This is a genomic window from Scytonema hofmannii PCC 7110 (assembly GCF_000346485.2).
GTDB lineage: Bacteria > Cyanobacteriota > Cyanobacteriia > Cyanobacteriales > Nostocaceae > Scytonema > Scytonema hofmannii.
Genome location: NZ_KQ976354.1, coordinates 6,936,987 through 6,950,991, shown reverse-complemented (window position 1 = coordinate 6,950,991; position 14,005 = coordinate 6,936,987). Strand labels below are relative to the sequence as shown.

The 14,005-nt window shown below is 42.8% G+C and carries 11 protein-coding genes; 6 read left to right on the top strand and 5 right to left on the bottom strand.

All coding sequences use genetic code 11. The features are described from left to right. Window positions 1-72 precede the first annotated feature (72 nt). Window positions 73-1,248, bottom strand: a complete 1,176-nt coding sequence (locus tag WA1_RS28990; protein WP_033336285.1) for an FAD-dependent oxidoreductase — start codon at window positions 1,246-1,248, stop codon at window positions 73-75. Between the two features lie 394 nt (window positions 1,249-1,642). Between WA1_RS28990 and WA1_RS28985 the strand changes: the two genes are divergently transcribed. The 4 genes from WA1_RS28985 to WA1_RS28970 all read left to right on the top strand — a co-directional run bounded on the left by WA1_RS28985 (window position 1,643) and on the right by WA1_RS28970 (window position 3,937). Continuing rightward, window positions 1,643-1,840 carry a hypothetical protein gene (locus WA1_RS28985; RefSeq protein ID WP_148662787.1) on the top strand — a complete coding sequence of 66 codons (198 nt, stop codon included), beginning with the start codon at window positions 1,643-1,645 and terminating at the stop codon, window positions 1,838-1,840. 332 nt (window positions 1,841-2,172) lie between these two features. Then, entirely contained in the window at window positions 2,173-2,538 is a 366-nt protein-coding gene (locus tag WA1_RS28980) for a hypothetical protein (RefSeq protein ID WP_017747099.1), read from the top strand. A gap of 294 nt (window positions 2,539-2,832) precedes the next feature. After that, window positions 2,833-3,330: a DnaB-like helicase N-terminal domain-containing protein gene (locus WA1_RS28975; protein ID WP_017747100.1), complete on the top strand. Its 498-nt coding sequence runs from the start codon at window positions 2,833-2,835 to the stop codon at window positions 3,328-3,330. 187 nt (window positions 3,331-3,517) lie between these two features. After that, on the top strand, window positions 3,518-3,937 hold the full coding sequence (locus WA1_RS28970) for a hypothetical protein (RefSeq protein WP_158516716.1): 420 nt from the start codon (window positions 3,518-3,520) through the stop codon (window positions 3,935-3,937). A gap of 151 nt (window positions 3,938-4,088) precedes the next feature. On the opposite strand, the gene WA1_RS28965 is transcribed toward WA1_RS28970, so the two are convergent. Beyond that, the gene (locus WA1_RS28965; RefSeq protein WP_158516715.1) at window positions 4,089-4,640 is read right to left on the bottom strand and encodes a pentapeptide repeat-containing protein; all 552 of its coding nucleotides are present in this window, start codon (window positions 4,638-4,640) and stop codon (window positions 4,089-4,091) included. Window positions 4,641-5,297: 657 nt separating this feature from the next. On the opposite strand from WA1_RS28965, the gene WA1_RS28960 reads away from it, so the two are divergent. Continuing rightward, window positions 5,298-5,717: a helix-turn-helix domain-containing protein gene (locus tag WA1_RS28960; protein WP_017747103.1), complete on the top strand. Its 420-nt coding sequence runs from the start codon at window positions 5,298-5,300 to the stop codon at window positions 5,715-5,717. A 128-nt stretch (window positions 5,718-5,845) separates the two neighbouring features. Here the strand turns inward: WA1_RS28960 and WA1_RS28955 are convergent, their stop codons facing one another. Together WA1_RS28955 and WA1_RS28950 are read right to left on the bottom strand one after the other, a co-directional pair. Then, window positions 5,846-6,415 carry a helix-turn-helix domain-containing protein gene (locus tag WA1_RS28955; protein WP_017747104.1) on the bottom strand — a complete coding sequence of 190 codons (570 nt, stop codon included), beginning with the start codon at window positions 6,413-6,415 and terminating at the stop codon, window positions 5,846-5,848. A 169-nt stretch (window positions 6,416-6,584) separates the two neighbouring features. Further along, window positions 6,585-7,787, bottom strand: coding sequence for a pentapeptide repeat-containing protein (locus WA1_RS28950; RefSeq protein WP_272819250.1), 1,203 nt, complete (start codon window positions 7,785-7,787; stop codon window positions 6,585-6,587). A gap of 502 nt (window positions 7,788-8,289) precedes the next feature. Between WA1_RS28950 and WA1_RS28945 the strand changes: the two genes are divergently transcribed. Further along, window positions 8,290-8,607 carry a hypothetical protein gene (locus WA1_RS28945; protein ID WP_017747106.1) on the top strand — a complete coding sequence of 106 codons (318 nt, stop codon included), beginning with the start codon at window positions 8,290-8,292 and terminating at the stop codon, window positions 8,605-8,607. A 141-nt stretch (window positions 8,608-8,748) separates the two neighbouring features. On the opposite strand, the gene WA1_RS28940 is transcribed toward WA1_RS28945, so the two are convergent. Next, complete coding sequence (locus WA1_RS28940) at window positions 8,749-13,989, bottom strand: nSTAND1 domain-containing NTPase (protein WP_017747107.1); 5,241 nt, start codon at window positions 13,987-13,989, stop codon at window positions 8,749-8,751. Window positions 13,990-14,005: the final 16 nt, after the last annotated feature.

Sequence of the window (14,005 nt, the reverse complement as noted above, 5' to 3'; positions counted from 1 at the left end):
TATAACGTACAGATTTAGACATTATACAGATTTTTAGCGTATAAATGAACAAAATCCAGTTATTCTTGAGTTTTATTCGCCAATTGGCAGTAATTTCGACCAATAAAGCTTGTAATTAAAAATCCAATCTTGAAATTCTTCAGGACTCATCTGTGACTGCTCCTGCATTTGCTGATTAGCAGCTTCTGTGTCGGCTGTGTAGTAACGCATTTCGCCCAATGCACTACGAGTTTGTATCAGATGTGTACGGGGAATGCGGCGTTGTTCGTAGGTAGCTAAAGCTTCTGGAATACTGGATGATTGGGAACAACACAACGCTAATTCATACGCATCTTCAAACGTGCTATTTGCTCCCTGTCCCAAAGCAGGTGCCATTGGGTGAGCCGCATCACCTAATAGAGTCACTCTTCCTTGACTCCAAGAGTTGAGCGGTAAGCGATCGCAAATCGGTGCTTCCAAAATTTGCTCGGCTGGAGTTGCTTCCACAAGCGATCGCAATGATTCTCCCCAGTCCGCTAATCGATCGAGAACCCTAGATTTAACCTCAGCCACATTTTGGGAAAGAGTAAAATCTGGTAATAACTTACGATATAGCCACGAAATATACCCATCCCCAACATTCAGCAGATACATAAATTCTCGATCGCCTTTAACAAATCCGAGTTCACCCGGATTAAGTACTTCTTGATTGCAATTAATCACAGTACGCCAGGACATACTTCCTAAATAGCGGGGTTTGCCGTCTCCAATTAAAGCTTCTCTAATCGCAGAGTTGATACCATCGGCTCCAATGAGTAAATCTGCACTAACTTGTTCCCCATTCTCAAAATATATTGATACACAGCGATCGTCTTGTTCAAAACCGATACAGCGATGGTCAAGATGAATACTCTCCGACGGGAGTTTAGATGCCAGAATTTGCTGCAAACGCCACCACCAAACAGTAATTAATGGCTGACCATATTTATCCTGATATCTACTTGCTGGGTTAGTGCGAATTGTTTCACCTTGAGTATTCTTTAAAACAGTTGTGCTCACCTCGCAACCTGAATTTTTGATAGTTTCTACTATCCCAGGTTCAATAGCATCAAGGAAATTTAAACCATTTGGTAATAAACCCAAGCCACCACCAACCGGACGAAAATCTTGTGCTTTTTCGTACACTTGAACATCATACCTCAGTTTCCGGAGTGCTACAGCAACAGCCAAACCTCCAAGCCCAGCACCAATAATCGCCACTTTTTCCATAAATGCTCTGGACAACTTCTCAATTGAGTTTTTTATGTGTTTGCGTGGAGTTTCATACTTAAATTTCATGTTATCACGTGCCACAGACAATCATCAATTTGTTCGCTAACTACTTTTTGGATTAGCTCTGTGCTCGCTCTGGTTGATTTTTCGCCTCAAAATATAATCCTGCGTATAGAAGTTTCTCTGAGTTGTAAAGCTTAATATCTCGTATGCGTATACATTACGGAATTCTCACCAAAAATCCTTAACTAAATCATATTTTTATGTAATTGAAACTGCATATTTCCTCAGTAAGGCACATACAAATCGGTATTGGTCTAGTGCAATTAGTTTTTTCAGAGGAAACATGAAATACCAATACTTAATTGCTTCAATGGTAGCTATAGGAATAATGACTATATCTGCTAACCACTCAGACAAATACAATTCATTTCGATTTCCAGAAAACCTAGAGACAAAACCTGTAATTATTAATCTGGAACAAATCCAAGCTCGAAGACATCTAAATTGTGGTTGTGGCATTCCAAAGCGTCGAGAAAGCGGTGCTACCCGTATAAAAGAAATTACATTAGTTGATTTTTATAGTTAAGCTTGGCAAATATATAGTTATAAATTACGATTATTCAATATCCGCAAAATTTTATTTTAACTGAAACTATTCCATGCCAATACTGCTCGGTTAATGACACTTGAGGTGCCAGAAACCCGGTTTCTTCAAGAAACCGGGTTTCTAATTTTTGCTTAGGGACTTCCAAATAAACAAGTATCAAAAAATCTCTTGTGGGACGGGCGTCTCGCCCGTTACAGATCGGAAGTGCTTTGTTGGGGATGCATAAAAAATAGGAACCGGACATAGAAACAAATGAAGGGGTTAAACCAAACCCAAACAAACTTTACTACAACAAATCCAAATCACGTCTTATGATAAATCGCATTCGCACAACCATTATGGGCATCACTATTCTAGCAACTGCGCTAGTCTCCACTACAGCAATAGCTACACAACCCCAAGCGGAAGTTGTATCCCAAAGCTGTAGCGATGCCGTTCACTCCACAAAATACACCTTAGCCAGTTCACGTCCAGCAAAACCCGGTTCCAACCTACCCATTGCAGCGCCACAAGGTGGTTCAACTGAAAAGAAAAGTTGTGAAACCACCAATGCTCCTGGCACCAATAAACAGGGAGTGAATGGTACTAACCGTTGTACAACTTGTACCTACTCTTCTAATGGTCATGTCACGGTCAATTGTATTTTTATCAAACCTAAAAATCCAAGTTCACCTTAAAACTAAACAAGAGTTGAAACTAATTGGGTGTCCGCCGGGATACGTGCAAATTGGGACACATTGTAAAGTTTTGTAACGCATCTGGTCAAAACCATTGATTTACCGTTGTTTCAAACGTGGCTTGATGTCGGCTAAATATCAAAACATCACCAAAAATGATTATTTATGAGCAAGTGTAAGTGACGAAAAGGGGTGAAAGCTTAGTTTTCCCGTGCAAAATTTTGATTGCTCCAGTATCATTTATAGGCAAGTTGGTAAATCAATAAAACACGGTCTGCAACAAAAATTTACAACGTGTCCTGTTTTGCGCTTATCCCGGCTGAACCCTGGAAGCTGCCGCCCCAGAACATTGAGGTTGAGGAGGCGGTTTTAGGTGGAATTTTGTTAGATGAGAATGCTTTTATGCGTGTTGGAGATCGCCTCAAACCGGAGCATTTTTACATCAGCGCCCATAGGGATATTTACCAGGCTTGTGCTGCGTTGGCTGCCAAACACAAGCCAACTGACTTACTTAGTGTTACCAGTTGGCTGGCTGACAATGGCTTGCTTGAGCGTATCGGCGGCAGAAATAAGCTGGCATCGCTTGTGGATCGGACGGTTAGCGGCGTCAATATTGATGCCCTGGCTGAATTGGTCATTACCAAGTGGACGTGCCGTCAGTTTGGTAAGTTGGCAAGTCTAGCCAATGAGATGCAGTACAAGAGCGATGATGAAATGACGCTGGATGAGTCTTTCTCCACTTTGCTTGGTGCCGTTAAAGACTGCATAAAAGAACGCGATCTTGAGTGCTAAGAAGCGCGACAACAAGGGTTGCACTCGAAACCTTTGCCCAATAAGACTTTTGAGCGATGTTCGTGATAGAATCTGCAAAAATTCCCTAATTATTTGGATAAAAACACTTATGGGTGGGTTTGGATCGGGGAGAAAACCAAGCTATTTGGCTAGAAAAGATACTGTGGAATCGTGTCCAAGAGTTCAAGTGGCAAGCCTCAAAAACAAGATTCATGAAGGACTTGAGCACGTGACGCTCAATCTCTGTCGGCGTGAGTTTGTCGTCAAATTGACATGGTACCAGTGTAACTACGGTGGTTTAAGACCGTGGATTCTCTGTCCAAAATGCGGTAAAAAAGTGGGAGTTCTGTACCTGAAACTTTCAAAACTGGCGTGTCGCGGCTGTCAACGTCTCACCTATGCGATGAGCCAAACGAGCAAAATCGACCGACCGTTACTTCAAAATCGACGGCGTTGCAAAAAAAAGCTGGGTAGAACGCAAAAACCTTGGAAGATGCCAAAATTATCAATAGCCTTGCAAAAATTATTGAGCTTCTTGGTAAGTTCGCTACAGCTAAAATTACTGGCAAGTTGCCAAGTTGATATCGTTAAGGAAAAATTTCCATAACGGTGCATATAACCTGCATTACAGGTTATATGAGGTGTATTTTTTTGGTATTGGGCGATCGCTCCAAAATAAGACATCTGTACAGGAAGGAGACTATGAACCTAGACATAGTATCACCAGGACGATAACTCGTCCTGGTGCCAATCTGGTCTTAGTTGTTTCTAGGTGGTGGGGATTTGCTGGTGGATGGTACAATAATGGGAGAAGGTTGCTCCTTTGACGAAAAAAGCCCAATTATGCCACCACTCCCAATTAGCCCAATGAGCAGGGGGATAATAATTTTTTCCAGTATCTGGACTTTACCTGTCGGAGAATCAACATCCTCAAAAAATTTTGCACCCCTAGATTCTAAATCCCGCTTCACCTCGTAATGCAAGCCTTTACACTTGGCAAACTCGGCGTTGTTCACTTCCGCGCCCGTAAAATCAACTGAATTTAGATTAACTTCTCTAAACTTTGCTTTAGATAAATTAGTTCCAATGAATTTAGCGTTAGATAGGTTGACTCCCGTAAATTGTGCTTCCTGGCATTTTGCACCATTGAGAATGCAGTAGCTGAAGTTGCACCCATTAAATCTTGTTCCATTAAACCGACGATTAGTCAAATTTTGACCACTGAAATCTTCACCATTAATTTCGAGATGCAAACCTTCATCAGGGCAACTAACCTTAGTTTCGCTTGTCAATTTAATGTTTGAGTTCATATCACAATTGAGCGAAGGATTTTGATTGTGGCTTGGTGTATTCACTATTACTTCCTTTAACAGTAGGTTTTAGCCTATAAAAAACCTCTGGATAGAAAAAAGCTCCTGCCAAGCTTCCGCCAAGCTCCCAATCGTGATAAAATTAAAAAAACACATGAGAAAAGAGCTCGGCTGCCTGGGCTTGAGATTTGCCTAGGTTCCGGGTTTTTAATACTTAAAGACATCATAATACTAGCAAACTGTAAAAGCAAGTGCTACGGGTGTGGCATGGTTTACTATATAAAATTTTTTATAACAAAAAACTGGGTAAGTAAGTTTGATGTTATGAGATATAGCAAACTTTGGTAAAGATAATCAATATAGCTAGATAAAGAAAGATGAAGGAATTGAAAACCCTTTGCTCTCTGCTTTCTGCTGCTCTCCTTTTTGATTATCCCAAAGTAAAAATATTTGTTTTCACGAACTTAAGGTATCTAGGGAAGCCCCTTAAACGTTCCAGTCGTACCTTGTATTGTTATCATACCAATTTTTTGCACAGCCCAAGGAATAACTTTAAAGTTCTTACTACTAAAAAATACATATAAACAATAACAGAGCTATGGCATATAATGCGTGGGTAAAGCTACAATGTTCATATGCAAGTACAATATACGTAGTATGCCAACTCAGGAAAATAGGTCAGGCAAACAGTCTAAATCTTCTACAGTAGCAACCCCTCTCCCATCATCCGTCGCATTTATTCACAACCTTTTAGACGAATATGGACTAGATCCCTATGAGTTTAGAATCTATGCTCATATAGTCCGTAGAACAGGCGGTAAGCCTGAAGGAGTCTGCTTTGCAAGCCTTCGTAAGACAGCAGAGATTTGCAAAATGAGTATGCGGAAAGCTCAGCAGGCAGTAAAAGTTCTTGTCAAAGCGAATCTCGTTACACAGACTAAACGAACAGGACGTACAGATGAGTACCGAGTTACTCACATTGGTGATTGGGTACCTTCAGAAAAATTGGATGGAATTCGCAAAGACATTGCAAAAGGAGCTAAGCTGATAAAAGATTCGATAGAAGATCAGTTATAGTGTTGGCACTTCATCTCAGCGTCTCTAGCCTTAACCCTAAAAACACGAATCAAACTAAATCAATAGCTTGTGCATTAATTGCAAGAAGGTCTAAGGCTTCAAAGTAATACGGCTGCATTTGGCGAGTTTCAGAACAACTGTTCTACGAACTCTTCCAGGTCTGATCGCTTAATCCGCCAAGTCCGACCAATTAGCTTGGCTTTAAGAGTTCCTTCTGTAATGGCGTCTCTCAGAATTTGGCGAGGTAACCCAGTTAACTCTTGAGCTTCAGCAATGGTTAGTAGCAACTTTTCACCTACGCGGACACGAGTATCATCCCCAGTCCTAGCTAATAACGCTTCAATGACTGCTGACAGTTGTTCGATCACTTTGGGATTCTCGCCAAACTCCGCAATCTCGCCAACCGAGTAAACTTCTGTATCTTGCTGGTCGTGTTTGATTGTCGTGATTTGGCGAACATCATCTGGTGGATCTTCGTCAAAATCCGCCAACTCCTCACTCTGGGAATTTTCTGTATCTTTCTGCCCGTGTTCCACTGACGCTATTTGGCGGGATTCTACAGCAGGTTTGTAACCAGGCTGATTCAATTCCTCTTTAAATCTTGCCAGTTCCGTTTCATCAAAATTGGCTGTAGGTCGGGTCTTACCTTTCTCATACCGAACGCTGATTTTTCCTTGCTGGACGAAACGTTCTAGCAATCAGACACTGACCCCAAGGAATTGTGCTGCTTGCGCCTTATTCATAAAAACTCGCCAAACTCCGCAAGATACTAGTACATCTTTTGGCGGGATTTGGCAATACAGGGTAGGCGATACCTTCGGTAACGGCTATACTGCCGAATTGCTCAAGCAGGCACTCTCTCCCGATCTACTTAGCAGGTTCCGGTGGCAAGCCCAGTTGCTTACGAAATTCCTCACTATACTTTGCTTTCTCCCAGTTTTGGGCTTCTTTAACTTGTTCAGGAGTTAGGTTTTTGACATCAAAGAGGTTGGCATCAAAGAGGTCGGCAAGACTGAGGTTGGCATCTTTGAGGTTAGCATCTTTGAGGTTGGCGTTTCTAAGGCAAGCATCAAAGAGGTTGGCATCGATAAGAACGGCATCCTTGAAGTCGGCGTCTCTAAGGTAAGCATCTTTGAGGATGGCGCTGCTGAGGTTGGCATTAACGAAGTCGGCATATCTGAGGATGACGCTGCTGAGGTTGGCATTAACGAGGTTGGCATGAATGAGGATGGCATCACCGAGGATGGCACTGCTGAGGTCGGCACTACTGAGGTCGGTACTACTGAGGTCGGCACTGCTGAGGTTGGCATTACTGAGGTCGGTACTACTGAGGTTGGCGCTGCTGAGGTCAGCACTACTGAGGTCAGCACCACTGAGGTTGGCACCACTGAGGTTAACACCACTGAGGTTAACACCACTGAGGTTGGCAGTGCTCAAATCCAGATTACTTGTAAGTCCTACATCAACCAGAAATCGAACAATGCTTTCCTTCCGTTCTTCGTCTTTATCTAACCTTCGCAGCATCGATAATGTTCTAGCACGCACTATATCAAGCGCTGCATCTAGCACAAGGTATTCGGGGTCTGATTTTTCTAATTTTTTATCAATCAATACTTTTAGTTTTTTATCAATTAGCAGTTCGGACATTTGGTCAATATAAGCTTCAAGCGCCTGTTCACGTAAATTCTTGTCTGCTATTTCTTTTTCACTCTTAGCTTGTTCTTCCGCCTGCTCTTTCTCCTCTTGAGCGCGTTTATCAGAACGTCTCTGTTCCCTTTGTTCAAAGTAAAATAGTGCGAAAGGAATAGCGATCGCGCCACCAAGTTGCAACCAATCCCACAGAGTCTTGGAAGATTGGAAGTTTTCAGTTTCCTTCTTTGTTATTTTAATAACTTCTTTAGTTTTGGGATTGATTTCTTGCTCTGTGGTTACTGATTTATTTGAGTCTTTTCCGATACCAGTCCACTCACCAACACCCTCAAAGGGATACAGTTTTGCAAAAGTTGCGATCGCTCCAAGCAAGGCAGCTAGGGTAGCAATTCGTATCAATAGCTTTCGCCTAACGGACAAGAATTTGACCAAATTAGCGGACTTCTCGCGCCATACACCCATAAATTACCGCAAACAACCCCTACATCATTATGACTTGCTGACAAAGTGCCTGTGGTAGGGTGGCGATTTCTCCCAAGAGTGCGTAATTTTGTGCAGTCTTTTTGACTTGAGATGGGCGATAGCGTAAGCGCTAACGCCGTCCATGCGTATCGCTATGTGGATGCCTAAGCTAAGAAGTTTGTCGCGCTATACCAGGTCAGAGAGCAGGTCAGTCATTTTCTTTTGCCACTCAATTTAGCACGTTAAGTACGCAAGAGCCATAATTCCTTCTAATTTTTCTTAAAGTATGTTGTAAAAGTATATGTGTGTGACTTAAAGGAAAAGATTGCCGTTTTTTAAAGTAAAAGCTTGCCCCCCACCGTAGAGGCTGAAAGCCTTATTATTTCGATTAATTCTGAATTATTCGTTGAATGTGCTTTGCGATCGCTGAACGCCAAGGGCAAGTTAAGGAGAAAAACAAATGACCAACGCACAACCAGAAGACATAACCGCACGCTTGGACAACATTGACGAGCAATTAGAGCAATTAGGGGACGAAATTGACCTAATTCGCACAATCCAGAATGGAAATAGACGGGAAACCCGTGCCAATAGCCAGACAGCCGCTAGATTGGAGCGAACTGTCAACCGACTTGCTGACATTGCCCGTGACCATCAGGTTGCTTTACGTATTGCATCCCAGGAAGCTGAGCGCGATCGCCAAGAATTCCGATCCGAGATTCGGCGGATTTGGGAATATCTACGCGATCGCAATGGCGGTAGCAGTCCACCTCAATAAGCGCTTCCATTGCCAAAGTTTTGTAGCGCATAACCAAGGGTTGTAAAACTTTGTGCAACCCCTATATCAGTGGCGGGCTAGAAGCCCACACCACAAGAGAAAGTTGGATATTGTTTATTTGGAAGTCCCTTACAAAATCCTTTATTTGGATGCTTGACAAATATTACGATCGCTCTCACTCACATTCGGATTATTTTTTAGGTAATTCTTTAGCTTTGTACATCCCTGCTGCATAAGATTATCTAAGTCTAAATTCCACAACATCATGCCAGCATTCCCACCACTAACTAACAGTTTATTATCTGGACTGAAACTGACGCTATTCACTTCACCAGTATGTCCCAATAGCGTTTTCATCAAAGTACCATCCATGGCGTTCCATAGTTTGATAGTACCATCAGCGCTACCAGAAGCTAGTATCTGACTGTTTGAACTGAAACTCAAGCTCTTTACACCGTTTGTATGCCCTGTGAGAGTATTAACTAACCCACCATCTGGAACTTTCCAAAGTTTGATGGTGTTATCCCAACTTGCTGAAGCTATGGTTTTGCCATCTGGACTGAAACTAAGGTGTGCGATCGCTAAACTATGACCCTTCAAAGTTTTCACCAAAGTGCCATCCACACCCCAAAGTTTCACAGTATTATCATAGCTGCCAGAAGCTAACATCTTACCATCCCGGCTGAAACCGACACTTGTCACCTCATCATTATGTCCTGACAGTGTTTTTAATAACTTGCCATCAGCAAGACGCCATAGCTTAATTGTTTTATCTGCACTTCCAGAGGCAATGATTTCATTATCTGGGCTGAAACTGATACTAGTCACTCTTTTTTCATGCCCTGTTAATGTTTTAATTAACTGGTTATTTCTTAGATTCCAAATTTTAATACTTTTATTGTCACCAGCTGTTGCTAAAGTTTTCCCATCAGAACTAAAAATCGCAGCATAAATGATATCTTGCTCGCTCTTAAAAGCTTTCAATAAAGACGCACTCGTCATTTTTTTATGCTGCCATAATTTGACTTCTCCATTCCATCCAGCAGAGGCCAAAACTTTGCCATCCGGGCTAAAACTCACACTATAAATACTATCTTCTTGCGCTCTGCTACTATTGGTTAAGTTCCAAAACCGAATAGTTTTATCATCACTGGCAGAAGCAAGAATTTTACCATCAGGGCTAACATTTACATCTCTAACTTGTTCATCATGCCCTTTAATAGCTGCCAACAAAGTACCATCTAAACTCCAAAACTTAATAGTACCGTCAGCAGCAGCAGAAACAACAAGTTGACCATCCGGGCTAAAGCTAATACTGTTGACTTGCTGAGTATGACCCTTTTTACCCCCCAGAGTTTGCCATAATTTACCATCCAACTTCCATAAATTGATACTTTTATCACCACTAGCAGAGGCAATAATTTTACCATCAGGGCTAAATTTGACACGAGTAATCCGTTCTGTATGTCCGGTAAAAGTTCTCATTAATTTAGCATCAGCTACATTCCAAAGTTTGACAACGTTATCTTCACCACCAGAGACAAGAAACTTACCATCTGGACTAAAGGTAACACTATTAACCCAGCCGTTATGGGCATTCCATGTGTTAATTAACCCGCCATCCATGCGCCAGAGTTTCACAGTTTTATCTCTGCTACCAGATGCAATGATAAAGTCTCCGCCCTGTCTTCCCCTCTCCGAAAAAGAATGTAGAGACGAGCCATGGCGCGTCTCCACAAGGGTTGTCCCAAAACTAACACTCGTAACGATATCACTATGTCCTGTCAAAATTTGTACTACCTTGCCATCAATAGAATATATATTGATAGTTTTATCAGTACTTCCAGAGGCAAGAAATTTACCATCCGGACTAAAAGCGATACTCGTCACTCTACCTTCCTGGGCTGGGAAAGTAGAGATTAATTTGCCATCTTCACTCCAAATTTTTATAGTAGAATCATCGCTGGCGGAGGCGAGAAGTTTACGCCCAGGGCTAAAACTAACAGCATTCACTTGTTGAGCGTGACTTTGCAAGCGGTTAATCTCTTGAGTTTGGTAAACGGCTTGCTGGAGAGTCGCCACAGTTGCTAGCTCCACATCTTTTGCAGGTGCAAAAACTTGCTTAAACTGTTCCCCAGCTTTCACGCTTGCGATTAATGCTTCCATCTGACGATTGGATAATAGCAGCGCTTCAGATGATGCATTCAAAGCAGCAACTTCCCTAACCTGGGCTGCTTGTTGTTTGAAATAAGCCAATCCACCAAAACCCGTCGCTGTAACACCAAGTACGCTCATAACTGCAACAGCCCTTTGAGCTTGTCGCAATCGCTTCTTTTGCTCGAGTTGTTGTCGTTGTCTTTCCTCCAGACAAGCCGCAATAAACCGTTGGACATCGTCAGACAATTCATCAGTGTATTTGACATAAATTTCTTCCGCCTCAGCCAGACGCACGCCCCGCAATAAAAAATCAGATTGTTCGTCTTTGTGCTTCCACAAAACGGCTGCTTGCTCAATTTGACGTTGTAGCCGCAATTTACTGCGATTTTCCTCCAGCCACCAACGCAATGTTGACCAGTGACGAATGAGAATTTCATGAGCAACTTCTATAGTCACCGCATTTGCAGGTAGAGACAAAGCAGGTGGTATTTCCTCCTGGTTCCCCTTGTCCCCCTTGTCCCCGCCTACTTTCCCCTCATCCTCCAGATTGACGACTATGAGTTTTACCGCAGTTAAAGCTTGCAATGTTCTTTCCACCAAAGGGGCGGGATATTTTTTCACAACCAGATCCGACTTCAATACCCTTCGCTTTGTATCTTCTGTACCCTCTCCTAACTGAGTCAGTGACAGAAAAATCCAGCGAGCGCAATCTCGTGCAAGACTATCTAAACCATCGTAAACTGCTTGTGCCTTTTGTTCTAGAGCACCTTTAATTCCCCCAAGATGTTGCTGATAAGCGGCTAAAGTTAGCTCGCCCTCCTGGCGGTATTCCCACAACTGTTGCAGTACAAATTCTAAGAGCGGTAAATTTCCTACAGAGTCGTTTAACTCCTGTAAAAGAATTTCCACGAGTCCAGATTCTACTTTTAGACCGACTTGTTCGGCTGGGTTGACAATAACACGGCGGTAGTCATCATGACTCAATCTGGGAGGAACCAGTACACTCGACTGTTGTAGTAGTATAGCCAGTGCTGGTACTTCCAAGCAGGGGGCGATGAAGTCTGCTCGTAAAGTGATGACTAATTTAAACCTGTCAGAAGCGTATTTTATCGCACCCAACACAAGTTCTAAAAATCGCTTTCTATCTTCATCAGGAGCAAGAGTGAAAAGTTCTTCAAACTGATCTACCACCAAAACTACCATTGGTTCCGGGCGGCTGCGTACCCAGTAGACAAAACCCTCTACCCCTTGGTAGAGTAACCCTTCTAGTATCAGGTGAGGAGATGAGGAGGTCATTTCTCCCCCTACTTCCCCTCGTCCCCTTGTCCCCTTGTCCTCTTGTCCCGAAGCCGCCAATCGTCGCGATAACGCTTCTAGGGGTCGGGCGCTAGGTCTAAAACTTTTGATCCACCAATTTTCGCTACCAGGTAATTGTTTACCAGAACGCAGTTGAGTCATTAATCCCGCCTGTACGACGGAGGATTTCCCACTACCAGAAGCTCCTACCACCGCCAGGAATGAATTGCGTGCTAAGTCGTTAATCAACTGTTGGGTTAAGGTTTCTCTACCGTAAAAATACTGAACGTCTTCTTCACCAAAAGCTTCTAAACCTTTGTAAGGGCAAATACCTAAGTCCAATGCTGCCGCTTTCTTCTGACTGCGTGTCTCGGTAAATGCAGGTATAATTTCGATAATACCTTGCGTACCTGATAGCCAAATGTGGAGTGGAAAAGCTCCAGCCAAGCGGACTTGCAATTGAGTAATCCAACCCGCTATTGATAAGCCATTCGGTTTAGAAGCTGTTGTGAGAGTATTTACCAGAGCATCTGCAAATTGTTCTAAATTGTGACGGGGCGAGTTCGCAGCAATAATACATTGTGCTTTTTCAGAGCCGATTTGCAAATCTTCAATCCATTCCTGTAGGAGGGTGCGATCGCTCTCCCCCGCCAAAAAATCTAAAATGATAATCTGTTGGGCGGCTTGAGAGCGACGTAACTGTTGTCTCAACCAAGCGCGGCTCAACCAAACATCTTCTGAAAGTACTAAGGCAACTTCTCCTGTAGGGGTTTCCTCCAATCGTCCGCGCAAATACAACAATACTGTTGCTGGTTTTTCAGTTTTATGTTGTTTTTGGTTTGGTAAATACAAAAATTCTTGAATTGCTTCTCGAACCTCTTTAGCAGTTGCTTTCCCCTGTCGAGGTAAATACTCCAACTCAAAGCCACCAGCACTACGCAAAACTTTACAAAAAGCAAGTGTTGTTTGAGTACCGCTCCATCCTTCTGCAACAAGTGCTTGCCTTTTGGGACGTGATTCCTCAATTGCCCCAATTGAACCAAGAATCAGTTCCCCAACGCCTTCAACAATTCGTTTAGGAGTTTGTAAGGGATATTCCCGAAACAACTGAGTGTCCCCTTTGCCACGTTTCTGCTGATTAATCAGGCGCAGTTGTTGGTTCGTTTTATCTATATATTGTAGAGTTTGGTGATAAACATAGCGATAAAGACCATCAGCAGAAATCGCTCCTTGTGAATCTGCTGCCTCTCCCTGCAATCCGCGCATCAAATAATAAGTAAATACCCCATGCCCTAGTTCTGGAAACTCCCAAGATTGCTGATCGGTGTCACAAGAAAGCAGGGCATAAAATCCTTTACTCGTCGCAGCGACTTTCTGCAAAACTTCCACCAGTTGACGTGTAGCATTCAGTAAAGGTTCTGCTACGGTTGCGCCCCTAAGTGTCATTCCACCACTATGACAGGCATCAAGCCAGACTAGCTGATTTTGTGCCGGACATTTCCCCAACAATTGCAACAGTTCTTGTATGGCTAAACCCGTGTTGAGTATGTCATCTTTTTGAGTATTTGCCAAACATAGGAATGTTTGATAAGTGTTTGGCACAAATATTCCATGACCGGAGAAATAAAATAGAATTGTGTCTTGTGGGCGAGCAGCCGTGGAGATTTCTTGAAGGCTAGCACGAACAGTGTCTAAGTAAGGTAATTGTGGAGCAAAATCATGGTAAATTTTTATCTCTTTTTGCGGAAAATGCTCGGTTGCTCCAACCAAAGCTTTTGCTAACCCCTGACAATCCAAGGCTGAGTAGTTCAGATTTGGGAGTCGCTCATCTTGGTACTGGTTAACTCCCACCAGTAGTAGCCAAAGTTTAGCAGCACTTGTTTGTTGAGTGTAGGTTGAGCGACTAGTACCAACTGCGCGTGGACACATTTTTTTTCTGAAAATT

Coding starts and splice junctions, on each gene's coding strand:
- WA1_RS28960 (WP_017747103.1), top strand. CDS start 5,298: ATGCCAACTCAGGAAAATAGGTCAGGCAAACAGTCTAAATCTTCTACA.
- WA1_RS28940 (WP_017747107.1), bottom strand. CDS start 13,989: ATGTGTCCACGCGCAGTTGGTACTAGTCGCTCAACCTACACTCAACAA.
- WA1_RS28990 (WP_033336285.1), bottom strand. CDS start 1,248: ATGGAAAAAGTGGCGATTATTGGTGCTGGGCTTGGAGGTTTGGCTGTT.
- WA1_RS28965 (WP_158516715.1), bottom strand. CDS start 4,640: ATGAACTCAAACATTAAATTGACAAGCGAAACTAAGGTTAGTTGCCCT.
- WA1_RS28945 (WP_017747106.1), top strand. CDS start 8,290: ATGACCAACGCACAACCAGAAGACATAACCGCACGCTTGGACAACATT.
- WA1_RS28980 (WP_017747099.1), top strand. CDS start 2,173: ATGATAAATCGCATTCGCACAACCATTATGGGCATCACTATTCTAGCA.
- WA1_RS28985 (WP_148662787.1), top strand. CDS start 1,643: ATGACTATATCTGCTAACCACTCAGACAAATACAATTCATTTCGATTT.